Annotated in this window: 21 protein-coding genes and 1 other RNA gene; 7 read left to right on the top strand and 15 right to left on the bottom strand. The window is 51.7% G+C overall.

Annotation, left to right across the window (positions count from 1 at the left end; all coding sequences use genetic code 11):
• The first annotated feature begins 90 nt into the window (after positions 1-90).
• From maa to pdeB, 3 genes are all read left to right on the top strand, one after another.
• On the top strand, positions 91-642 hold the full coding sequence (gene maa / locus ACU8XX_RS18130) for a maltose O-acetyltransferase (protein WP_097466604.1): 552 nt from the start codon (positions 91-93) through the stop codon (positions 640-642).
• 115 nt (positions 643-757) lie between these two features.
• A complete protein-coding gene (locus ACU8XX_RS18135) occupies positions 758-1,228 on the top strand; it encodes a YlaC family protein (protein WP_000136192.1) in 471 nt (156 codons plus the stop codon).
• Positions 1,229-1,391: 163 nt separating this feature from the next.
• On the top strand, positions 1,392-2,942 hold the full coding sequence (gene pdeB, locus ACU8XX_RS18140) for a cyclic-guanylate-specific phosphodiesterase PdeB (protein WP_016241944.1): 1,551 nt from the start codon (positions 1,392-1,394) through the stop codon (positions 2,940-2,942).
• A 41-nt stretch (positions 2,943-2,983) separates the two neighbouring features.
• Here the strand turns inward: pdeB and ACU8XX_RS18145 are convergent, their stop codons facing one another.
• Together ACU8XX_RS18145 and ffs are read right to left on the bottom strand one after the other, a co-directional pair.
• Positions 2,984-3,337 (bottom strand): DUF1428 domain-containing protein, encoded by a 354-nt coding sequence (locus ACU8XX_RS18145; RefSeq protein ID WP_000878140.1) that lies wholly within the window; start codon positions 3,335-3,337, stop codon positions 2,984-2,986.
• Between the two features lie 119 nt (positions 3,338-3,456).
• Positions 3,457-3,553: signal recognition particle sRNA small type (gene ffs / locus ACU8XX_RS18150), an RNA gene on the bottom strand.
• Positions 3,554-3,715: 162 nt separating this feature from the next.
• Here ffs and ACU8XX_RS18155 point away from each other — a divergent pair.
• Entirely contained in the window at positions 3,716-4,027 is a 312-nt protein-coding gene (locus tag ACU8XX_RS18155; RefSeq protein WP_000409911.1) for an MGMT family protein, read from the top strand.
• A gap of 30 nt (positions 4,028-4,057) precedes the next feature.
• Here the strand turns inward: ACU8XX_RS18155 and ACU8XX_RS18160 are convergent, their stop codons facing one another.
• Positions 4,058-4,630: a YbaY family lipoprotein gene (locus ACU8XX_RS18160; protein ID WP_000779831.1), complete on the bottom strand. Its 573-nt coding sequence runs from the start codon at positions 4,628-4,630 to the stop codon at positions 4,058-4,060.
• 217 nt (positions 4,631-4,847) lie between these two features.
• On the opposite strand from ACU8XX_RS18160, the gene tesB reads away from it, so the two are divergent.
• Positions 4,848-5,708, top strand: a complete 861-nt coding sequence (gene tesB / locus ACU8XX_RS18165; RefSeq protein WP_000075876.1) for an acyl-CoA thioesterase II — start codon at positions 4,848-4,850, stop codon at positions 5,706-5,708.
• A gap of 48 nt (positions 5,709-5,756) precedes the next feature.
• On the opposite strand, the gene amtB is transcribed toward tesB, so the two are convergent.
• From amtB to cof, 6 genes are all read right to left on the bottom strand, one after another.
• Positions 5,757-7,043, bottom strand: coding sequence for an ammonium transporter AmtB (amtB, locus tag ACU8XX_RS18170; RefSeq protein WP_000685029.1), 1,287 nt, complete (start codon positions 7,041-7,043; stop codon positions 5,757-5,759).
• Positions 7,044-7,072: 29 nt separating this feature from the next.
• Positions 7,073-7,411 (bottom strand): P-II family nitrogen regulator, encoded by a 339-nt coding sequence (gene glnK, locus ACU8XX_RS18175; RefSeq protein ID WP_000780338.1) that lies wholly within the window; start codon positions 7,409-7,411, stop codon positions 7,073-7,075.
• A 180-nt stretch (positions 7,412-7,591) separates the two neighbouring features.
• Positions 7,592-9,373 carry a SmdB family multidrug efflux ABC transporter permease/ATP-binding protein gene (locus ACU8XX_RS18180; protein WP_001256211.1) on the bottom strand — a complete coding sequence of 594 codons (1,782 nt, stop codon included), beginning with the start codon at positions 9,371-9,373 and terminating at the stop codon, positions 7,592-7,594.
• Positions 9,366-11,138 carry a SmdA family multidrug ABC transporter permease/ATP-binding protein gene (locus ACU8XX_RS18185; RefSeq protein WP_001235611.1) on the bottom strand — a complete coding sequence of 591 codons (1,773 nt, stop codon included), beginning with the start codon at positions 11,136-11,138 and terminating at the stop codon, positions 9,366-9,368. The genes ACU8XX_RS18180 and ACU8XX_RS18185 overlap by 8 nt, the downstream gene beginning before the upstream one ends.
• Before the next feature lie 29 nt (positions 11,139-11,167).
• Complete coding sequence (decR, locus tag ACU8XX_RS18190; RefSeq protein WP_000884589.1) at positions 11,168-11,626, bottom strand: DNA-binding transcriptional regulator DecR; 459 nt, start codon at positions 11,624-11,626, stop codon at positions 11,168-11,170.
• A 152-nt stretch (positions 11,627-11,778) separates the two neighbouring features.
• Positions 11,779-12,597 (bottom strand): HMP-PP phosphatase, encoded by an 819-nt coding sequence (gene cof / locus ACU8XX_RS18195; protein ID WP_000113027.1) that lies wholly within the window; start codon positions 12,595-12,597, stop codon positions 11,779-11,781.
• A 99-nt stretch (positions 12,598-12,696) separates the two neighbouring features.
• Between cof and ACU8XX_RS18200 the strand changes: the two genes are divergently transcribed.
• The gene (locus tag ACU8XX_RS18200; protein ID WP_024176543.1) at positions 12,697-14,397 is read left to right on the top strand and encodes an SgrR family transcriptional regulator; all 1,701 of its coding nucleotides are present in this window, start codon (positions 12,697-12,699) and stop codon (positions 14,395-14,397) included.
• A 64-nt stretch (positions 14,398-14,461) separates the two neighbouring features.
• Positions 14,462-15,157, top strand: a complete 696-nt coding sequence (gene queC / locus ACU8XX_RS18205) for a 7-cyano-7-deazaguanine synthase QueC (protein WP_000817229.1) — start codon at positions 14,462-14,464, stop codon at positions 15,155-15,157.
• Between the two features lie 51 nt (positions 15,158-15,208).
• Here queC and fadM read toward each other — a convergent pair whose 3' ends face one another.
• From fadM to clpX, 6 genes are all read right to left on the bottom strand, one after another.
• Positions 15,209-15,607, bottom strand: coding sequence for a long-chain acyl-CoA thioesterase FadM (fadM, locus tag ACU8XX_RS18210; protein WP_001194534.1), 399 nt, complete (start codon positions 15,605-15,607; stop codon positions 15,209-15,211).
• Positions 15,608-15,700: 93 nt separating this feature from the next.
• On the bottom strand, positions 15,701-16,072 hold the full coding sequence (locus ACU8XX_RS18215; RefSeq protein WP_016241942.1) for a helix-hairpin-helix domain-containing protein: 372 nt from the start codon (positions 16,070-16,072) through the stop codon (positions 15,701-15,703).
• A 150-nt stretch (positions 16,073-16,222) separates the two neighbouring features.
• Positions 16,223-18,094, bottom strand: a complete 1,872-nt coding sequence (gene ppiD, locus ACU8XX_RS18220) for a peptidylprolyl isomerase (protein ID WP_000969372.1) — start codon at positions 18,092-18,094, stop codon at positions 16,223-16,225.
• Between the two features lie 191 nt (positions 18,095-18,285).
• On the bottom strand, positions 18,286-18,576 hold the full coding sequence (hupB, locus tag ACU8XX_RS18225) for a nucleoid-associated protein HU-beta (RefSeq protein WP_254892905.1): 291 nt from the start codon (positions 18,574-18,576) through the stop codon (positions 18,286-18,288).
• Positions 18,577-18,766: 190 nt separating this feature from the next.
• Entirely contained in the window at positions 18,767-21,121 is a 2,355-nt protein-coding gene (gene lon, locus ACU8XX_RS18230) for an endopeptidase La (RefSeq protein WP_001295325.1), read from the bottom strand.
• Between the two features lie 187 nt (positions 21,122-21,308).
• Positions 21,309-22,583, bottom strand: coding sequence for an ATP-dependent protease ATP-binding subunit ClpX (gene clpX, locus ACU8XX_RS18235; RefSeq protein WP_000130305.1), 1,275 nt, complete (start codon positions 22,581-22,583; stop codon positions 21,309-21,311).
• Positions 22,584-22,702 lie beyond the last annotated feature (119 nt).

Here is a 22,702-nt window from a genome sequence, read left to right on the forward strand (position 1 = left end):
ATCTTTATCACACAGATGTAATGGGAACGTTCTCTTCACTGACTTTTCGTCTTACTGTGTTGCCGCATTTTCAGCAACCTGAGGTCAGTAATGAGCACAGAAAAAGAAAAGATGATTGCTAGTGAGTTGTATCGCTCGGCAGATGAGACGTTATCTCGCGATCGCCTGCGCGCTCGTCAGCTTATTCACCGATACAATCATTCCTTGGCGGAAGAGCACACATTACGCCAGCAAATTCTCGCTGATCTATTCGGTCAGGTGACAGAGGCTTATATTGAGCCAACGTTTCGCTGTGACTATGGCTATAACATTTTTCTCGGTAATAATTTTTTCGCCAACTTCGATTGCGTGATGCTTGATGTCTGCCCTATTCGCATCGGTGATAACTGTATGTTGGCACCAGGCGTTCATATCTACACGGCAACACATCCCATCGACCCTGTAGCACGTAATAGCGGTGCTGAACTGGGGAAACCCGTCACCATCGGTAATAACGTCTGGATTGGCGGACGCGCGGTCATTAACCCTGGTGTGACCATTGGTGATAACGTCGTGGTAGCCTCAGGTGCAGTTGTCACAAAAGATGTCCCGGACAACGTTGTCGTGGGCGGTAATCCAGCCAGAATAATTAAAAAATTGTAATCGGTTTTTCGCAACTGTTATGCAAAATTGTGGTAGATCTGTTACTTCCCCTCTACTATTCCCACGTTAAAATAGGGTGTTCCCTGGAAAGTTGCAGATACCACGAAGGCAAACGATGACCGAAATACAACGCCTGCTGACCGAAACGATTGAGTCTCTGAATACCCGCGAAAAACGCGACAACAAACCCCGCTTTAGTATCAGTTTTATCCGTAAACATCCGGGGCTGTTTATCGGTATGTACGTTGCTTTTTTTGCCACCCTGGCGGTGATGTTGCAGTCCGAAACGCTGTCAGGCTCTGTCTGGCTACTGGTTGTATTATTTATCCTGCTTAATGGTTTCTTCTTTTTCGATGTCTACCCACGCTACCGCTATGAAGATATCGACGTGCTGGATTTCCGCGTTTGCTATAACGGCGAATGGTACAACACGCGCTTTGTACCTGCCGCGCTGGTTGAAGCCATCTTGAACTCTCCGCGTGTCGCGGATGTTCATAAGGAACAACTGCAAAAAATGATCGTCCGTAAAGGTGAACTGTCTTTTTACGATATTTTTACCCTCGCTCGCGCCGAATCAACATCTTAAGTTAGGGTTACATACCAGGCGTAAAGCTCTGCGCCTGGTCAAATGACAATGATCGTTTCCACCCATCACTTCATGAAATACCAGCTCTACCTCCTTATCTCCAGCCAGCCTTTTTCCACAATCAGATATACTTTCCCTACACTGTGTTAATAAGGATATGCTGGTGAGAACACGACATCTGGTCGGCCTTATTTCGGGAGTACTGATTCTTTCAGTATTGCTGCCTGTCGGCTTAAGCATCTGGCTGGCCCATCAGCAGGTAGAAACATCGTTTATTGAAGAGCTGGATACCTATTCCTCCCGCGTCGCTATTCGAGCCAATAAGGTGGCGACACAAGGGAAAGATGCGCTGCAGGAGCTGGAAAGATGGCAAGGCGCTGCCTGTAGCGAAGCCCATCTCATGGAAATGCGTCGGGTATCTTACAGTTATCGCTATATTCAGGAAGTGGCTTATATCGATAACAACGTTCCCCAGTGTTCGTCTCTGGAGCATGAAAGTCCGCCCGATACCTTCCCCGAGCCAGGTAAAATTTCGAAAGATGGTTATCGTGTCTGGTTAACATCGCATAACGATTTAGGCATTATCCGTTACATGGTCGCCATGGGAACGGCACATTATGTCGTCATGATCGACCCCGCTTCCTTTATTGATGTCATTCCCTATAGCTCATGGCAAATTGATGCCGCCATTATTGGCAATGCCCATAACGTTGTCATAACCAGCAGCGATGAAATTGCTCAGGGAATTATTACCAGGCTACAAAAAACACCCGGTGAGCATATCGAAAATAATGGAATCATTTACGATATCCTGCCCTTACCGGAGATGAATATTTCGATCATCACATGGGCTTCAACGAAAATGTTGCAGAAAGGCTGGCATCGGCAAGTCTTTATTTGGTTACCGCTCGGGTTGGTGATTGGCCTGCTGGCAGCGATGTTTGTGCTGCGTATTTTGCGCCGTATTCAGTCACCGCATCATCGGCTGCAGGATGCTATCGAAAATCGTGATATTTGCGTGCACTATCAGCCGATTGTCTCCTTAGCCAATGGCAAAATTGTCGGTGCTGAGGCACTGGCGCGCTGGCCGCAGACAGACGGTAGTTGGTTGTCACCAGATAGTTTTATTCCGCTGGCACAGCAAACGGGCCTTTCTGAGCCATTGACGCTACTGATTATAAGAAGCGTCTTTGAAGATATGGGCGACTGGCTGCGTCAGCATCCACAGCAGCATATTTCGATCAATCTTGAATCCCCCGTGCTCACCTCGGAAAAAATCCCGCAATTGCTGCGTGACATGATCAATCACTATCAGGTTAATCCCAGACAGATCGCGCTTGAACTCACTGAACGCGAGTTTGCCGATCCGAAAACCAGCGCCCCGATAATTTCTCGCTACCGGGAGGCGGGCCATGAAATTTATCTTGATGATTTTGGTACGGGGTATTCAAGTTTAAGTTATTTACAGGATCTGGATGTCGACATTCTGAAGATCGATAAATCTTTCGTTGATGCGCTGGAATATAAAAATGTCACGCCGCATATCATCGAAATGGCAAAAACACTGAAACTGAAAATGGTAGCGGAGGGAATCGAAACCAGTAAACAAGAAGAGTGGTTACGCCAGCATTGCGTGCACTACGGTCAGGGCTGGCTCTACAGCAAGGCATTACCGAAAGAAGATTTCTTACGCTGGGCCGAGCAACATTTGTGAATTTTTGGGCTGACGGCACGCCGCACAGCCCGTCACGCTACCTATTCGTCGATGATTGACTCGAATCCGCCATAGATCATTCGCTTGCCGTCAAACGGCATGGACTCGCCGAACTCTTTCATCCGTGGGTCCGACATCATCTTTTGATTAGCAGCGTCGCGGACCTCTTTTGAAGGGTATTCAATCCAGCTAAAGACAACCTCTTCATTCTCTTCCGCTTTCACCGCCATACGAAAATCGGTCACTTTGCCATCCGGTACATCGCTGGCCCAGCATTCGACAATACGAAGCGCGCCAAACTCTTTAAACAATGGCGCAGCCTTAGCGGCCATTTCCCGATAGGCATCCTTTTTATCGGCAGGAACGGCAACCACAAAACCATCAACATACTTCATCAGACATACCTCCGAAGCGTACTGCGCAGCCAGACAATTCTTGCGACGTCAGTTATGGTTAAAGTTTAGCCATGTTGGGATTTTTTGACGAAACGGTGGGAGGCAGAAATGGGTGGGGGCCCTGCCAGCTACATCCCGGCACACGCGTCATCTGCCTTGGCTGCTTCCTTCCGGACCTGACCTGGTAAACAGAGTAGCGTTGCGGGAGAACCAACAGAGCCCCCATTGAGAGCGTTGAGAACCAACGCGCAGGCGCATTATCACTGCTGCCCCGGCTAATTGCAACCCATCGCGTGCCAGATGCTGGTTTCTTGCGCAATGCGACTTCACTCGGGCGTTTTTCCAGATTATGCTGAAAAATTACCTCAGGAAGAAAAGATGGAAAAAGAAGATTCATTTCCCCAACGCGTCTGGCAAATCGTCGCCGCTATTCCCGAAGGCTATGTCACCACTTACGGTGATGTGGCGAAACTGGCGGGATCGCCCCGCGCCGCGCGCCAGGTGGGCGGTGTGTTAAAGCGTCTCCCTGAAGGCAGCACCTTACCCTGGCACCGGGTGGTTAATCGCCACGGCACAATTTCGCTAACCGGACCGGATTTACAGCGTCAGCGACAGGCATTACTGGCAGAAGGTGTGATGGTATCGGGAAGCGGGCAAATCGACTTGCAGCGTTATCGCTGGAACTACTAACCCTCTCCGGGCGGAGAGGGTTAACGTCGCTTAATATTGCGTAGGAGCTGGAACTGCCGAAGACGGATTCACCTGAGTTGGTGAAGTCGAAGGTACGGTAGTCGTTGCGCCACCGCTGGCCTGAACCGGCACGGCGGTTTGCTGTACCGGCACCAATGTCAGGTCGGCTTTAGTTCCGCCCTGGTTGATCACCGGCTGAACGGTATCGGTGATAAATACCAGTTTGTCATTCACGGTAATCGCCGCACTCAACAGAATACGCGCGTTCGGCTGAACATCTGCCGGGTTAAATGGCAGAACAAAGCTGAATGGTGACTGTTTACCTTCAGTACGCACCGCTTTCTGCGCCAGCACTTTTGACGGTGCATCGGCTAACGACGCGTCAGAAAGTGTCACGGTCAGCACAGCATCAGGCGGCAGTGCGACTTTCTGACGGATCCAGACGGTACCGGAGACATTCGGTTGCTGGATAGCTGGTTGTTGTGTTGCTGAAATAGACGTATTTGCAGCCGGTGCTGGCGTCTGAATATCCGCGCTTTTATCTGCGCAAGCCGCCAACGCAATCGCAACCGCTAAACCACTGGCCATGTGCACGAGTTTCATTCATTTCTCCTTATTATCAATGCACCAGCGGGCTAACTTTCCTCGCCGGAAGAGTGGTTAACAAAATAGTAACGTCAACAAGTGTGGCACACATCACGCATTTCTGCCTGTAATTAGCCCGTAATTCAGACCATTGCACCCATCGGACCAGTAGCAAATTTGCGTTATACTCAACTCACTTTGGCTTGCTGCGGCAGCTTTGTTACTGGAGAGTTATATGAGTCAGGCGCTAAAAAATTTACTGACATTGTTAAATCTGGAAAAAATTGAGGAAGGACTCTTTCGCGGCCAGAGTGAAGATTTAGGTTTACGCCAGGTGTTTGGCGGCCAGGTCGTGGGTCAGGCCTTGTATGCTGCAAAAGAGACCGTCCCTGAAGAGCGGCTGGTACATTCGTTTCACAGCTACTTTCTTCGCCCTGGCGATAGTAAGAAGCCGATTATTTATGATGTCGAAACGCTGCGTGACGGTAACAGCTTCAGCGCCCGCCGGGTTGCTGCTATTCAAAACGGCAAACCGATTTTTTATATGACTGCCTCTTTCCAGGCACCAGAAGCGGGTTTCGAACATCAAAAAACAATGCCGTCCGCGCCAGCGCCTGATGGCCTACCTTCGGAAACGCAAATCGCCCAATCGCTGGCGCACCTGCTGCCGCCAGTGCTGAAAGATAAATTCATCTGCGATCGTCCGCTGGAAGTCCGTCCGGTGGAGTTTCATAACCCACTGAAAGGTCACGTCGCAGAACCACATCGTCAGGTGTGGATCCGCGCAAATGGTAGCGTGCCGGATGACCTGCGCGTTCATCAGTATCTGCTCGGTTACGCTTCTGATCTTAACTTCCTGCCGGTAGCTCTACAGCCGCACGGCATCGGTTTTCTCGAACCGGGGATTCAGATTGCCACCATTGACCATTCCATGTGGTTCCATCGCCCGTTTAATTTGAATGAATGGCTGCTGTATAGCGTGGAGAGCACCTCGGCGTCCAGCGCACGTGGCTTTGTGCGCGGTGAGTTTTATACCCAAGACGGCGTACTGGTTGCCTCGACCGTTCAGGAAGGGGTGATGCGTAATCACAATTAAAAAAATAGCCGGAGGTGAAAACCGTCCGGCTGTTTTTTGCAGTGCTTGTTACGCGTTATAGGCATTCTCGCCGTGGCTGTTGACATCCAGCCCTTCTCGCTCCTGCTCTTCCGGTACACGCAGACCAACCGTCAGATCCGCCAATTTGTAGCCGATAAATGCCACAACACCGGACCAGACGATCGTAATGGCGATGCTTTCCAGCTGTACCAGCAACTGATGGCCCATCGTCACACCTTCAGCGAAGCCCACGCCGCCCAGCGAGCTGGCGGCAAAAATCCCGGTCATGATACAGCCGACAATGCCACAAACGCCGTGCACACCGAAGACATCGCAGGGATCATCCACCCGCAGCAAGCGTTTGAGCATGGTAACGCCCCACAAGCCCGCCAGACCAGCTACCACGCCGATAATCAACGCGCCGCCAACCCCAATGTAGCCGCAGGCTGGCGTCACGCCGACCAGACCGGCAATCGCGCCAGAACACGCCCCCAGCAGTGAAGGCTTACCACGCAGCGCCCATTCACCGAAGATCCAGCCAAGAATTGCCGCCGCCGTTGCGACCACAGTATTCACAAATGCCAGTGCCGCGATTTCATTCGCCGTGCCCGCTGACCCGGCGTTAAAGCCAAACCAACCGATATAGAGAATGGCAGTCCCGGTGAAGACCATCGGCAGGTTGTGCGGTTTAAACGCCTCTTTACCGAAGCCCACGCGTTTTCCTATCAGATACGCGCCCACCAGACCGGCGATTGCGGCGTTAATGTGCACCACGGTGCCACCCGCGAAATCCAGCGCACCGTGAGAAGCCAGCAAACCACCGCCCCACACCATATGCGCAATCGGAATGTAAGAGAGCGTCAGCCATACCACCACGAAAATCAACACAGCTGAGAAGCGGATTCGTTCCGCCAGCGCCCCAACTATCAAGCCGACGGTAATGCAGGCAAACGATCCCTGAAACGCCACGTGGATATACTGATAAATGCTGCCCATCACCGCCGTCAGTTCGATGTTTTTCAGCATCAACCAGTTAATGTTGCCGAAGAAGTTGTTGCCCTCACCAAACGCCAGCGAGTAACCGTAAACCACCCAGAGAATACAGACCAGTGCAAATGTCACCGTCACCTGCGTCAGCATCGACAGCACGTTTTTGCCGCGAATCAACCCACCGTAAAACAGGGCAATCCCCGGAATAGTCATAAACAGCACCAGCGCAGTACAAATCATCATAAACGCATTGTCGGCTTTATCGGCCACCGCAGGTGCAGCCATTACCAGTCCCGGAAGCATCGCCAGTGAAGCAAGCCCAGTTTTTATCGTCGCTATCTTCATTTTTCGTTCCTGTTGCTGTGTGCCAGAGATTACAGCGCCGCTTCGTCGGCTTCGCCGGTACGAATACGAATGACGCGTTGCAATTCAGCGACGAAGATTTTGCCGTCGCCAATTTTTCCGGTGTAAGCCGCCTTACTGACGATATCGATCACTTCATCGAGTTGGTCATCAGCAATCGCCACATCAATTTTTACTTTTGGCAGGAAATTGACGCTGTATTCCGCCCCCCGGTACAGCTCGGCATGCCCTTTCTGACGCCCGAAACCTTTCACTTCGGTGACGGTCAGGCCCTGAATACCAATGGAAGATAACGCTTCACGAACGTCTTCCAGCTTGAATGGTTTGATTATCACGGTCACCAGCTTCATAGATCCCCTCCGGTCAGAATTCGGTAATGGTTCTGCTACACGAAGAAGGTATTGCAAGCGGTGTGCCAGAAATGAAAAACGAGAAAGAGAGCAGGAAGTTAAGAAGTTTGAAAATGAAAACGCACTATGACAGTGCACAGTGCGTTACATTTTTGCACCAACGATGAAATATTGCGCTATTCAGGCGCTCAATGATTCCTCTTCACGCACGCTGGCTGCCAGCTCTTCGCCCGCAAGTTGCAGTTGATACATCTGCCAGTAGCGTCCCTGGGCCGCCAGCAGTTGCTGGTGAGTGCCCTGCTCCACGGCTTGCCCACGATGAAGCACCAGAATGGTGTCGGCATCAACAATGGTCGATAAGCGGTGAGCAATCACTACCAGCGTGGTATGTTCACGCACCGCCGCCAGAGCATGTTGAATCGCCTGTTCAGTACCGGAGTCAATGCTGGCGGTTGCCTCATCAAGGATCAGGATTTGCGGCGTCTCGACCAGCACGCGCGCCAGTGCCAGCAGTTGCTTTTGCCCAACTGAGAGATTATTCCCCTGCTCGCCCAGCGGCGTGTAAATACCGTCGCTCATGCTACGCGCCAGCTCCGCCAGTTGCACGGTTTCCAGCGCCTGCCAGACGCGTTCTTCGGAGATATCCCGCCCCAGCGTCACGTTGGCGAGGAAGGTATCCGCCAGCACCACCGGATCTTGCTGCACCATTGCCACGCCCTGGCGCAGCGCGCTGTGACTTAGCGAACTTAATGGACGACCATCAAGGCGAATCTCACCTTCCGTTAGCGGGTAATAGCCCATCAATAAACTGGCGAGGGTGCTTTTGCCACTGCCGGTATGCCCGACCAGCGCCACAAAATTGCGCGAAGGCACAGAGAGATTAATGTTCTTTAGCACCAGATTGTTATCGCGATAAGCAAATGACACGTTATCGACTTCGATGGTGCCGCTCTGTAAAGGGCGATCATCATTGCCATATTGCTGGCGCGGTCCGTCCATCAGCTCAAACACGCGCTCACCAGCAACAACAGCCTGTTGCAGCATCGCCTGCTGCGTGGTCAGTTCGATTAAGGGTTCGTTAAGTCGCCCAAGATAGCTGATAAACGCATACAACACGCCCACTTCAATGGTGCCGCTGGCGGAGAAGCCAAACAGCATCAACAAGCCACAAAGAATGAGCGATGAAAACAGACTCAGCAGCGGACGCAGCAGAAAACCGTCGAGGCGCAGGGTTTGCATCCTCGCCATATAGTGTGAACGACTGGCCTCCCCCATACGTTCGCCAAATCGCGCCTGCTGACGAAACTGCTGGATAACGCTCATGCCATTGATGATTTCGTTAAAGCCGTCGTTGATATCCGCCAGATAGGCGCGCACACGACGGACAATCGGCGTGCTGTAACGCTGGTATATCACCATTACCACCAGCACCACCGGGAAAATCATTATCGCCACCAGTGCCATTCGCCAGTCGAGGCTGAACATCGCCACCAGCATCGCGCCCACCAGCGCGGCACTGCGCAGGACAGTTGCCACTACGGTAACGTAGAGATCGCGGATCACTTCAGTGTCATTAGTGACGCGGGAAATCACCTGCCCGACGGGTTGGGTATCAAACTCGCTTAATGGCTGGCGTAACGCAGCATCCATCACGTCGGTACGCAACTGTTGCACTACGCCTACTGCCGCCCGATTAAACAGCAGCGACTGCGCGTAATGTAGCCCGGCGGCAAACAGTTGCAGCCCAACATACGCCGCAGCCAGCCCTGCAACCACTTTCAACGGCAGGTTATTTTTCGCTACCATATTGTCGATAAAATAGCTGATAAGCAGCGGCCCACTGACTTCTGCCGCCGCCGCAACCCACATCATCAGGACCGCAATCCCCAGCGGTTTACGCCACGGTGAACCGTACGCTAACAGGCGCTTGAGAGTCGGCCACAGTTGGCTAAAACTACGCATCGACGGCCTCCTCGCGATTTTCCGGAGCGTCGTCGAGCGCCGCCTCCAGTTGTTGATAGCGATACATATCGCGATACCAGCCGCTTTGTTGTGCCAGCACATCATGATTGCCACGCTGGGCGATATGTCCGTGCTGCATCACAATAATTTCACTGGCTTCCGTCAGTGCAGAAAGGCGATGGGCACTGATGATTACCGTTCTTCCCTGCCCCCACTGACGCAGGTTATGCAGGATCTGGTGCTCAGTGCGTCCGTCCACCGCCGAAAGCGCATCATCAAGGATGAGGATTTCCGCGTTGACTAATAACGCACGAGCAATGGAGATACGCTGTTTTTGCCCGCCGGAAAGCATCACACCGCGCTCGCCCACCTCTGTATCGTAACCTTGCGGTAGACGCAAAATATCGTCATGTACGCTGGCTAACCGCGCGACATGCTCAATCTCTTGCTGGGTGGCATTCGGGCAACCCAGCGCGATGTTATTCGCCACAGTGTCAGAAAAAAGGAATGGCGTCTGGCTAACTACCGCCAGGCGGCTACGCCAGCTATCGAGTTGTAACTTCGTCAGAGGAATATCATGAAAGCGAATATCCCCCTCGCTGACGTCGAAATGACGCTGAATGAGCGACAACAGGGTACTTTTGCCGGAACCAGTCGGCCCGCAGATACCCAGCATCTGACCGGGTTTCAGGGCGAAATTAACGTTTTCCAGCGCAGGATGGTCAGTCTGCGGATACGTGAACTGGTGAATATTTACATCCAGTTCGCCACGCCCTTCCGGCACGGGTTCGCTACCATCGTTCACCACCGGCGCTTCCGCCAGCATCGCGCGAATACGGCTGTACGCAGCACTACCACGTTCCACAATGTTAAACATCCATGCCAGCGCCAGCATTGGCCAAATCATCAGACCTAAATACATCATAAAACTGGTGAGCTGGCCCAGCGTTAAACTGCCCTGCACCACCATCCAACTACCGCCGCCAATCGCCAGCAAGTTCGCCATACCAATCGCGATATAGATGGTCGGGTCGAAACGAGCATCAATACGCGCCACCCGCATGTTTTTTTTGCCGGTATCTTCGGCATCCGCGGCAAATAACGCCGACTGGCGATCTTCCAGACCAAAGGCTTTGATCATGCGGATACTGGTGAGGCTTTCCTGGGTGCGGTCATTAAGACTGGAAAACGCCGCCTGTGCCAGCTTAAAGCGTTCATGCAAAGCATCGCCGTTGCGCTTAATCATGATCGCCATCACTGGCATCGGTAACAGGGCAAATAAGGTCAACTGCCAGCTAATTTGCGTAGACATCATAATCAACACAGCGCAGCCCATTACCAGTGAATCCACCAGCGTCAGCACCCCTTCTCCGGCGGCAAACACGACGCGATCGACGTCATTAGTCGCACGAGCCATGAGGTCACCCGTGCGATGACGCAGGTAAAACTCAGGATGCTGCCGGCTTAGCTGACGGTAATAATCTTCACGCAGTTCAACAGCCAGTTGATAAGACGCACCAAACAGCAATACGCGCCAGACGTAACGCAGGAGATAAACCACAACGGCAATCAGCACCATGGTGGCGATCCACATCAGGATCTGCCCGGTAGTAAAGTGTTGTTCTGTCACGCCATCGACAACAATACCAACCACTTTTGGTGGAACCAGTTGCAGCATCGCGATAATGACAAGCAAGGCGACAGCCCCGAGATAGCGACGCCATTCCCGACGGAAATACCAGCTTAATTGAGCAAATAATCGCACGCGTTGTGTCCTGACCTGATTCTGGATATTTATTCGATGGGTAAAGAAGTGGTGTATTTAATCTGTTCCATCGCGAAGCTGGAAGTGACGTCCGACAGCCCCGGCACGCTGTTTACCAGACGCTTATAAAACTCGTCGTAGCGTTTCATGTCGGCAACCTGGACGCGCATCAGATAATCGTATTCACCAGCCATGCGCCAGAACCCCAGCACTTCTGGCATTTCGGTAACCACCGTGACAAAGCGGCAATACCATTCGCTGCTGTGATGTTGCGTTTTTATCAGCACAAAAGCGGTCAGGCCGAGGCCTATTTTTTCCGGATCCAGCAGGGCGACTTTGCCGATAAGGATACCGTCGTCCTCCAGCCGTTTCAGGCGCTTCCAGCAAGGGGTGGTTGTCAGATTAACGGCTTCAGCCAGTGCCTGCAAAGAGAGGGTGCAATCCTGCTGCAGTAAGGCCAGCAGCTTACGGTCAATTTTATCTAACATAGCCCTTCCACAGAGAATTTTTTTCTCTTTTAATTCTATTTTAAAGGTGAAATCACGACAATTTATTCTGTGCGGTTTAAACACCACGGCACAAAATGACAAATTCAACGCAAAAAAAACCGGGCAATTGCCCGGTGCTGGAAGGGATCTCGTTATTCGGGGGAATAAGGTAGATGTGGATAGTCCAGCCAGTGCGTCAAATAGTGAGAGACAGCCTGATTTCGGCAATGTCCAATCACCGGTAAATGCGGGAGCTCCGCGCGCAGTTGCGGCATCGCATTGCCCATAATAAATCCGCTACCGACGCTGCCTAACATTTCGCGATCGTTCATCGCATCACCAAAGGCCATGCAATCGCGCAACGATAAACCTAAATGTTGGGTCAGCACCGTCAATGCAGCGCCTTTATTGCAGCCCACCGGCAGCACTTCGAGGCAATCCGTGGCGGAAAAACACAAATGTGCACGCTCGCCTAATGCTTCGTATAGCTGGATCTGCAAGCGTGTAAGATCGTCGTGATCGCCACAGAAGCAGATCTTGGTGACGCTGCCGAGTGGCATTTTTTTGACATCGATTATCTGATAACGAAAACCGCTATAGACAAATGCCTGCAACAACGCAGGGATCTCTTTCCCGGTAAACCAACCGTCGTCATTGAAGATATGCATGCTGGCTCGGGTATCCCATTGCTGATACAGCACCAGCTCCGCGACATCCGCAGGTAAATCATCACGATGTAAAAGTTCACCTTCCAGAGAATGCACGCGCGTTCCGTTGCCGGTAATCAAATATGCATCCAGCGATAGCGCCCCGAGAATATGCTGCATCTCCAGCGCATGACGCCCCGTGGCAAAAGTGAGGGTAATGTCGCGTTCACGCAGTCGCGCCAAAGTAGAGAGGGTTTTCTCACCTAAATGATGGTCAGGCATCAATAAAGTGCCATCCATATCAAATGCTGCCAGACGAGCCATTTCTTTCTCCACTCTGTGACACGGTTAATGGTGATTGAGTATCACCTGATATATACGGAAGTAATAGTGAATAGTGAAATAATATTGTTCCGGGTTTATATGCGATTGCTCAACCGTCTTAACCAGTATCAACGTCTGTGGCAACCTTCAGCCGGAAAGCCGCAAATCGTCACCGTCAGCGAACTGGCCGAACGCTGTTTTTGCAGCGAACGCCATGTTCGTACGCTGTTGCGTCAGGCACAGGAGGCGGGATGGCTGGAGTGGCAGGCGCAGTCAGGACGCGGAAAGCGCGGACAATTACGCTTTCTGGTCACGCCGGAATCGCTACGCAATGCGATGATGGAACAGGCACTGGAAACCGGAAAGCAGCAAGATGTGCTGGAGCTGGCGCAACTGGCCCCAGGTGAGCTGCGCACTCTGTTACAGCCGTTTATGGGCGGACAATGGCAAAACGATACACCCACGTTGCGTATTCCCTACTATCGCCCGCTCGAACCGCTACAACCAGGCTTTTTGCCCGGCCGTGCCGAGCAGCATCTCGCCGGGCAGATATTTTCCGGCCTGACCCGCTTCGATAATAATACTCAGCGCCCGATTGGCGATTTAGCGCATCACTGGGAAACCTCTACTGACGGGTTACGCTGGGACTTTTATCTTCGTTCAACCCTACACTGGCATAACGGCGATGCAGTAAAAGCCTCACACTTACACCAGCGATTATTGATGCTGTTACAACTGCCAGCACTGGATCAATTATTTATTAGCGTGAAGCGTATTGAAGTCACCCATCCGCAGTGTCTGACCTTCTTTTTACATCGCCCCGATTACTGGCTTGCGCACCGGCTGGCGAGCTATTGCAGCCATCTGGTGCATCCGCAATTCCCACTGATCGGCACTGGTCCTTTTCGCTTAACACAATTCACAGCGGAGCTGGTGCGCCTGGAGAGCCATGATTATTACCATTTGCGTCATCCGCTGCTTAAAGCGGTTGAGTACTGGATAACTCCGCCGCTTTTCGAAAAAGATTTGGGAACCAGTTGTCGGCATCCCGTGCAAATCACCATCGGCAAACCGGAGGAGCTGCAACGGGTCAGCCAGGTCAGTAGTGGCATCAGTTTAGGTTTTTGCTATTTAACGTTGCGCAAAAGTCCCCGACTCTCCCTCTGGCAGGCGCGAAAAGTGATCTCCATTATTCATCAATCCGGTTTATTACAAACGTTAGAAGTCGGAGAAAACCTGATCACCGCCAGTCATGCATTACTGCCAGGCTGGACTATTCCGCACTGGCAAGTACCGGATGAAGTCAAACTACCGAAAACCTTGACGCTGGTTTATCACCTACCGATAGAACTTCATACCATGGCAGAACGCCTACAGGCGACACTGTCAGCGGAAGGCTGTGAACTCACAATTATTTTTCATAACGCAAAAAACTGGGACGACACGACCCTACTGGCACACGCAGACCTCATGATGGGCGACAGATTAATTGGCGAAGCACCGGAATATACTCTGGAGCAATGGCTACGTTGCGATCCACTGTGGCCACATGTTTTCGACGCTCCAGCATATGCACATCTGCAATCGACGCTGGACGCGGTGCAAGTAATGCCTGATGAGGAAAACCGATTTAATGCCCTGAAAGCGGTTTTTAGCCAGTTAATGGCAGACGCGACGCTGACGCCGCTGTTCAACTATCACTATCGCATTAGTGCCCCTCCCGGCGTGAACGGTGTGCGACTGACACCGCGCGGCTGGTTTGAATTTACCGAAGCCTGGCTTCCCGCGCCGTCGCAATGAATAGCTGGTCCGGGTTAATCGCAGGCGTTACCATAACGCTTTTATTGTTCAAGCAGGATTATCTATGAAACGTGCTGTCGTTGTGTTCAGTGGAGGCCAGGATTCCACCACCTGTCTGGTGCAGGCATTACAACAATATGATGAAGTCCATTGCGTGACGTTCGATTACGGTCAGCGACATCGCGCAGAAATCGACGTGGCACGCGAACTGGCGCTGAAACTGGGAGCACGCGCGCATAAGGTTCTTGATGTAACGCTGCTCAACGAGCTGGCGGTCAGCAGCCTGACGCGTGACAGCATTCCGGTGCCTGATTATGAACCTGAAGCCGATGGCATCCCGAATACGTTTGTCCCAGGGCGTAATATTTTGTTCCTGACGCTGGCGGCAATATATGCGTATCAGGTAAAAGCAGAAGCCGTAATTACTGGCGTCTGCGAAACGGATTTCTCCGGCTACCCGGATTGCCGCGATGAGTTTGTGAAAGCACTAAACCATGCCGTCAGTTTGGGCATGGCGAAAGATATTCGTTTTGAAACGCCGCTGATGTGGATTGATAAAGCGGAAACCTGGGCGCTGGCAGATTATTACGGCAAACTGGATTTAGTCCGTAACGAAACGTTGACCTGCTATAACGGCATTAAAGGCGACGGTTGCGGTCATTGTGCGGCATGTAATTTACGCGCCAACGGTTTGAATCATTATCTGGCCGATAAACCGACGGTGATGGCAGCGATGAAGCAGAAAACCGGGTTGAGGTAATTATTCCGGGTGTCGCCGGATGCGGCTTGAGCATCCGGCACCACAAAACGTTTACTTAACCATCTGCTCCAGCTTTTCGCGCAATTCCCCTTCCAGAGCTAATGCTTTCTGCGTTTTAAGATCAATACAAACAAACGTAATAAGCGCATCCGCTACCACCTGCCCTTCCGGCTCCAGTGTAATGACCTGGCTTAAGATGCCGCTTTTACCGTTTAATTGCTGCAACTGACTGGTAATAGTTAACAGGTCACTTAATACCGCTGGGCGACGATAGTTAATATTGATATTGACCACGACGAAGGCGATGTTATGGGCCGTCATCCACTGAAAACTGTCGCTATTTTCCAACCCATCCCAGCGGGCTTCTTCGAGAAATTCAAGGTAGCGGGCGTTGTTGACGTGCTGGTAAACGTCGAGATGATATCCACGAACTTTGATTTGTGTTTGCATAGCGCAATAACCTTACGTTGTTGTTATAAGTACAGAGGTCATAACTGGTATGACCTCTTCAGTCTGGCAAAAAATTGCCACTATGCAAATTAATTACAGGGTTAATACCGCCAGATTACGTTCCACCAGCGAATTGCCCATCCCCGGCACCTGCTTTAGATCCTCCACAGTTTTAAACGGACCGTACTCTTCGCGATAACTGACAATCGCCTGCGCTTTCTTCAGGCCAACGCCATTCATCGCGCGGGCTAGCTCTTCCGCGCTGGCATTATTAATGCTGACCTGGGTGCCTTCTTCGTCACTGGCTTTCGCCGGTACTGCTGCTTTACTTTGTGCTGCAGGAGCTTCCGCTTTGGTTTCTACCGCCGTCGGTTTCGCCACAGAAGCTGCCGCCAGCGCGCTATGAGACATTCCGGCACAGGCCAGGGAAAGGGTAATGAGCAGTGCTTTAATTCCGTGTTTCATACTGTTTTCTCCTTGTTTGTTAACAGTGGAATCACCTTAACGGCAGTGAAAACAGTAAACAAATGGCAATGTTCAGAAATGGAAAAGGCCGCGAAAGCGACCTTTTCTTGTTACAGCTGCAACGCATTTTTTTGCGAGGCGGCTTCAGGATTATTGCTGTTCCAGCGCATCGCCAATTTTGATTTTCGCCTCTTTACGCAGGTTACTCATCAGAGCTTCAAAGACGATTTGTGCGTTGTTCTGGGTGATACCCTGCACCATCGCTTTTTTCTGATCTTCCGGCATTGAACCTTGTTTCACTTCATCCAGCGCCAGCAGAACCACATTACCTTGCATATCGGTCGCCATACCGTAGCTCGGTTTGTCTTTCGCTGGCAGTGGCAGTGCAAACGCCGCCTGGCTAATCGGGTCACGACCGGAACGGCTTAAGGTTTTCGGCTCGCCAAATTTCAGACCGGCAGCCTGCATAGCTTCCGCACCTTTGCCGGCTTTCAAATCAACCAGCAGTTTCTCAGCATCCACTTTCGCCTGTTGTTCAGCTTTGTTGTGCTGAACCAATGCCTTAACTTGTTCCTGAACATCTGCCAACGGTTTCACCGCTTCCGGTTTGTGCTCGCTGATGCGCAGCACGAATGCGCGGTCGCCGTCTACGGTGATGATGTCAGAGTTGATGCCCGGCGCGCCGTTTTCACCTACCAGACCGCCGTTAAAGATAGCGTCGGCAACCGGCTTGAAGTTCAACTCTTCCGGCAGGTTATCTTTGCTGAACCAACCCGTCTGAGTGGCTTTAACGCCGGCAGCTTGCTCTGCACCGGCCAGAGACTCGGTGTCGTTGCTTGCCGCATCGCTCACTTTCTGCTGCAGCGCGTAGTACGCATCGAGGGCTTTTTCGTGTTTCACTTTCGCCGCAATGTCGTCACGTACTTCGTCTAACGATTTCACTTTCGCTGGCTGAATGTCGTCCAGACGTACAATCAGGAAACCGACCGAAGATTTGATGACACCAGACAGTTGGCCTTTTTCTTTCAGACCAGCATTTTTCAGTTCGTCCGGGATAGTGGCATCTTCTAACCAACCCATATCGCCGCCGTTACGAGCAGAGATAATATCGGCAGATTTTTCTTTGGCTAATGCAGCAAAATCACCGCCTTTATTCAGCTCATCAAGTACCGCTTTCGCTTCATCTTCAGTTTTGGTCTGGATGATGCTGTAGCGGGTACGCTGCGGCTGGGTGAATTGATCCTGATGCTGGTCGTAGTAGCTCTGGATATCCGCATCGCTAACCGGTTGCTGCATCGTTGCGGCATCCAGCTTGATGTAACTCACGCGGAATTGTTCCGGCGTCATGAAATTGTTTTTGTTTTGTTCGTAGTAGCTGGCAATCTCCTGTTCGGTCACAGGCTGCTTCGCCGCCAGCGCGTTAACATCGATAGTCGCCTCACGCACCACGCGTTGTTGCGCGACCAGTGCCGCCAGCTCGTCGGTTTCACCTTTCAGCATAAAATCGGTACCGGCAACGCCGTTAATCAGCTGTTGGGTAGTGAGCTGGTTACGCAGCGCCTGGGCGTACTGATCGGCGGTCATCCCCATCTGGTTGAGGATACCGTTATAGCGGCTGTTATCAAATTTGCCGTCAACCTGGAAGGCTGGGGTCGCGAAAATCGCCTGTTTAACCTGCTCATCGCTGATACCCAGTTTCAGCTCACGTGCGTACTGATCCAGCAGCGCCTCGTCGATCAGACGATTCAGCACCTGTTGACGCAGGGTTTTCATATAGCCTTCGTTCGCTGCCAGCTCGGAGTATTGATCGCCCAGCTGTTGCTGCATGCGATTACGCTCGCTGTTGAAGGCGTTCTCGAATTGCCCACGGCTGATTTCCTGGTCATTCACTTTTGCGGCGTAGTTATTGCCTCCGCCAATCAGGTAACCACTCACGCCGGTCAATATGAATGACACGATAATGATACCGAAAATAATCTTGAGCACGAGACTGTTTGCAGCCGTGCGTAAGCTGTCCATCATGGTGTAACAACACTCCGCTGTAGATGACTGTGTACCTCACGCAACGTATCGATGCGCGCAAAGGCCTATTGTGACAAGAAACGGGGGCAATTGTCAGCCCACAAGACGCAGAAAGTCACCGAATACAAATAAAAAAGGCACATCAGTAGATGCGCCCTTGAACTTCGTCACATCCCCACTGGGGACAACGCTTAGTTTACCGCGTCTTTCAGTGCTTTACCTGCACGGAAGCTCGGTACTTTAGCAGCAGCGATGGTGATCTCTTTACCGGTCTGCGGGTTGCGGCCAGTACGGGCAGCACGCTCTTTAACGGCAAAAGTACCAAAACCTACCAGTGCTACATCATCCCCTTCTTTCAGAGATTCAGTTACGGAAGCAATAATAGCATCTAACGCACGGCCAGCCGCAGCTTTAGAGATATCAGCCCCTGCAGCAATCTTGTCGATCAATTGAGATTTATTCACTCTTCTCTTCCTCTTTATAATTTATATCGCACTTGAATCCTTCAAGGTACGAACGCGCAGCAGTTATATCAGGCCAGCCATCCCCTTACAACACCCCTTAATAAGGGCAAGCCCGATCCGCCATCTAACTTAGCGAGACAAAAAAAGGCTGGCAAGCCCGAATTAGCCTGCCAGCCCTGTTTTTATTAGTGCATTTTGCGCGAGGTCACTATTTTGCAGTCACAACCTGCATGCCAGACGGTTCATTTTGCAGCGCCAGAGTCAGAACTTCCTCAATGCGCTTCACAGGATGAATGTCCAGATCGGCAATTACGTTGTCAGGAATCTCTTCCAGATCGCGTTTATTTTCGAACGGAATTAACACTGTTTTAATCCCGCCGCGATGCGCTGCCAGGAGTTTTTCTTTCAAACCACCGATCGGCAGTACCTGACCACGCAGAGTGATCTCACCGGTCATTGCCACATCGGCACGAACCGGGTTACCGGTCAGGCAAGAAACCAGCGCGGTGCACATAGCAATACCGGCACTCGGACCATCTTTCGGCGTCGCACCTTCCGGTACGTGGACGTGGATGTCGCGTTTTTCGTAAAAATCAGGGTTGATCCCCAGTTTTTCCGCACGCGCACGAACCACCGTTAACGCCGCCTGAATGGACTCCTGCATCACTTCGCCGAGCGAACCGGTATAGGTCAGTTTGCCTTTACCCGGAACACATGCGGTTTCAATGGTCAGCAAGTCACCGCCCACTTCCGTCCACGCCAGACCGGTTACCTGACCGACACGGTTTTCGTTATCCGCGCGACCATAGTCGAAACGCTGAACACCGAGATAGTCATGCAGGTTATCGCCGTTAATTTCGATATGTTTTAATGACTTATCGAGCAGTAACTGCTTAACCGCTTTGCGACACAGTTTGGAGATTTCACGCTCCAGACCACGCACGCCCGCCTCACGGGTGTAGTAACGAATAATGCCGATAATGGCGCTATCGTCGACGGTCAGCTCACCTTTTTTCAGTGCATTACGTTCAATCTGCTTCGGCAGCAGGTGACGTTTGGCGATGTTCAGTTTTTCATCTTCGGTATAACCGGAGAGGCGAATCACTTCCATACGATCCAGCAGCGGTGCCGGAATGTTCATGGAGTTCGACGTCGCGACAAACATCACGTCGCTGAGATCGTAATCCACTTCCAGGTAGTGGTCGCTGAACGCTACGTTCTGCTCTGGATCCAGCACTTCAAGCAGTGCGGAGGCCGGATCGCCACGCATGTCAGAAGACATTTTGTCGATCTCATCGAGCAGGAACAGCGGATTTTTCACGCCCACTTTCGCCATTTTCTGGATCAGTTTACCCGGCATAGAACCGATGTAAGTACGGCGGTGACCACGGATTTCCGCTTCATCACGCACGCCGCCCAGCGCCATACGGACATATTTACGCCCGGTGGCTTTGGCAATAGACTGACCAAGAGAGGTTTTACCTACCCCCGGCGGCCCTACCAGGCAGAGGATCGGTCCCTTGATTTTGTTGACACGGCTTTGAACCGCAAGGTACTCAAGGATTCGATCTTTCACGCGCTCCAGACCATAATGGTCGGTATCAAGGATTTCCTGCGCCTGACGCAGGTCTTTTTTGACCTTGCTACGCGCATTCCACGGCACCTGTACCATCCAGTCGATATAACCACGCACTACGGTCGCTTCTGCCGACATCGGAGACATCATTTTCAGCTTCTGCAACTCTGCTTCCGCTTTCTCTTTTGCCTCTTTCGGCATCTTCGCCGCGTCGATTTTGCGCTTCAGGGCTTCGTTTTCGTCCGGCGCGTCGTCCATTTCACCGAGTTCTTTCTGAATAGCTTTCATTTGCTCGTTCAGATAGTACTCACGCTGGGATTTCTCCATCTGCTTTTTAACGCGGTTGCGAATGCGTTTCTCAACCTGCAGCAGATCGATTTCCGATTCCATCATTGCCATCAGATATTCCAGACGTTCGTTAACGTCGGACATCTCCAGAACGGACTGTTTGTCAGCCAGTTTCAGCGGCATATGTGCAGCAATGGTATCCGCCAGACGCGCCGGATCGTCGATGCTATTCAACGACGTCAGCACTTCTGGTGGGATTTTTTTGTTCAGCTTGATGTAGCCTTCGAACTGGCTGATTGCAGTACGCACCAGCACTTCCTGTTCCCGCTCATCAATGGTCGGCGACTCCAGATACTCCGCCTTCGCAGAAAAGTGTTCGCCATTGTCAGAGAGCGCAGAAATACGCGCGCGCTGTAACCCCTCGACCAGCACTTTGACGGTGCCGTCAGGCAGTTTCAGCATCTGCAATATAGAGGCCACGGTCCCGACGGTGAAAAGATCGTTTACACCCGGCTCATCCGTTGAAGCTTCTTTCTGCGCGACCAGCATAATTTTTTTATCATGGTCCATCGCCGCTTCCAGACAACGGATAGATTTTTCCCGCCCGACAAATAAGGGGATGACCATGTGCGGATAAACCACCACATCGCGCAGCGGCAATACGGGGATTTCAATGCGTTCAGAACGCTCAGGATTCATAGAGCTCTCTCTTAGTTTAATTTCCGCCAGGTAATCAGATGACACGACTGTGCTTCACGCCATCTATTAACATGTACGTCAGTATATGGGGATGTTTCCCCCACATTCAACGCCGAGAATAGAGGAAAAATTAAAGGGGAGATAAAATCCCCCCTTTTTCGTTAACTAATTGTATGGGAATGGTTAATTATTCACCGGATGCCTGTTGCGCTTCCGGCTTGCCATAAATCAGCAACGGTTTGCTTTGACCATCAATTACCGACTCGTCGATAACCACTTTTTCGACGTCTTCCATGGACGGCAGATCGTACATGGTATCGAGCAGTGCGGCTTCTACGATGGAACGCAGGCCACGGGCACCGGTTTTACGCGCCATCGCTTTCTTAGCGATAGCATCCAGCGCCTCGTCACGGAATTCCAGATCCACGCCTTCCAGATTAAACAGCGCCTGATACTGCTTGGTCAGGGCGTTTTTCGGCTCTTTGAGGATCTGAATCAGAGCTTCTTCGCTCAGTTCATTCAACGTTGCGACAACCGGCAGACGACCAATGAACTCAGGGATCAGACCAAACTTGATCAGATCTTCCGGTTCAACCTGCGCCAGCAGCTCGCCTTCGCTTGCTTTGTCGGACTTCGCTTTTACCGTCGCGCCAAAACCAATGCCGGAGCCGGTTTCTACACGGTGGGAAATCACTTTATCCAGACCGGCAAACGCACCGCCACAAATAAACAGGATCTTAGAGGTATCAACCTGCAAGAATTCCTGCTGCGGATGTTTACGCCCACCTTGCGGTGGAACAGCAGCTACCGTACCTTCGATCAGTTTCAACAGTGCCTGCTGTACGCCTTCACCGGAAACGTCTCGGGTAATGGACGGGTTGTCTGACTTACGAGAAATCTTGTCGATTTCATCGATGTAGACAATACCACGCTGTGCTTTCTGGACATCGTAGTCGCATTTCTGCAACAGCTTCTGAATGATGTTTTCAACGTCTTCACCCACATAACCGGCTTCGGTCAGTGTAGTCGCGTCGGCCATGGTGAACGGAACATCCAGCAGGCGCGCCAGCGTTTCAGCCAGCAGCGTTTTACCGGAACCGGTCGGACCGATCAGCAGAATGTTACTTTTGCCCAACTCGACGCCATTGCTGGTATCGCCGTTGCGCAGACGTTTGTAATGGTTGTATACCGCGACCGCCAGCACTTTTTTCGCCTGTTCCTGGCCGATAACGTAATCGTCCAGGTGGTTGCGAATTTCATGCGGCGTCGGTAGCGCACTGCGTTCACGATGCGGTGCAACTTCTTTAATCTCTTCGCGAATGATGTCGTTACATAAATCAACACATTCGTCGCAGATATACACGGATGGACCGGCAATCAGCTTGCGCACTTCATGCTGGCTTTTGCCGCAAAAAGAGCAATACAGCAATTTGCCTGAGCCATCTTTGCGTTTATCTGTCATGGGTCAAAACCTCTTCTTTGTTCTTTGTGCCGCACACGACGACGCAAATGCCATTCTCAGGCGCAAGCCGCTTACAGCGTTGTGCCGCCCTGGATAAGTATAGCGGCACAGTTGCGCCT

The organism is Escherichia sp. MAL-1 (assembly GCF_052948035.1).

Bases quoted from the DNA above. Each gene is read 5' to 3' on its own strand.
- maa (WP_097466604.1), top strand. From the start codon at position 91: ATGAGCACAGAAAAAGAAAAGATGATTGCTAGTGAGTTGTATCGCTCG.
- ACU8XX_RS18135 (WP_000136192.1), top strand. From the start codon at position 758: ATGACCGAAATACAACGCCTGCTGACCGAAACGATTGAGTCTCTGAAT.
- ACU8XX_RS18145 (WP_000878140.1), bottom strand. From the start codon at position 3,337: ATGAAGTATGTTGATGGTTTTGTGGTTGCCGTTCCTGCCGATAAAAAG.
- ACU8XX_RS18155 (WP_000409911.1), top strand. From the start codon at position 3,716: ATGGAAAAAGAAGATTCATTTCCCCAACGCGTCTGGCAAATCGTCGCC.
- ACU8XX_RS18160 (WP_000779831.1), bottom strand. From the start codon at position 4,630: ATGAAACTCGTGCACATGGCCAGTGGTTTAGCGGTTGCGATTGCGTTG.
- tesB (WP_000075876.1), top strand. From the start codon at position 4,848: ATGAGTCAGGCGCTAAAAAATTTACTGACATTGTTAAATCTGGAAAAA.
- amtB (WP_000685029.1), bottom strand. From the start codon at position 7,043: ATGAAGATAGCGACGATAAAAACTGGGCTTGCTTCACTGGCGATGCTT.
- glnK (WP_000780338.1), bottom strand. From the start codon at position 7,411: ATGAAGCTGGTGACCGTGATAATCAAACCATTCAAGCTGGAAGACGTT.
- ACU8XX_RS18180 (WP_001256211.1), bottom strand. From the start codon at position 9,373: ATGCGTAGTTTTAGCCAACTGTGGCCGACTCTCAAGCGCCTGTTAGCG.
- decR (WP_000884589.1), bottom strand. From the start codon at position 11,626: ATGTTAGATAAAATTGACCGTAAGCTGCTGGCCTTACTGCAGCAGGAT.
- cof (WP_000113027.1), bottom strand. From the start codon at position 12,597: ATGGCTCGTCTGGCAGCATTTGATATGGATGGCACTTTATTGATGCCT.
- ACU8XX_RS18200 (WP_024176543.1), top strand. From the start codon at position 12,697: ATGCGATTGCTCAACCGTCTTAACCAGTATCAACGTCTGTGGCAACCT.
- queC (WP_000817229.1), top strand. From the start codon at position 14,462: ATGAAACGTGCTGTCGTTGTGTTCAGTGGAGGCCAGGATTCCACCACC.
- fadM (WP_001194534.1), bottom strand. From the start codon at position 15,607: ATGCAAACACAAATCAAAGTTCGTGGATATCATCTCGACGTTTACCAG.
- ACU8XX_RS18215 (WP_016241942.1), bottom strand. From the start codon at position 16,072: ATGAAACACGGAATTAAAGCACTGCTCATTACCCTTTCCCTGGCCTGT.
- ppiD (WP_000969372.1), bottom strand. From the start codon at position 18,094: ATGATGGACAGCTTACGCACGGCTGCAAACAGTCTCGTGCTCAAGATT.
- lon (WP_001295325.1), bottom strand. From the start codon at position 21,121: ATGAATCCTGAGCGTTCTGAACGCATTGAAATCCCCGTATTGCCGCTG.
- clpX (WP_000130305.1), bottom strand. From the start codon at position 22,583: ATGACAGATAAACGCAAAGATGGCTCAGGCAAATTGCTGTATTGCTCT.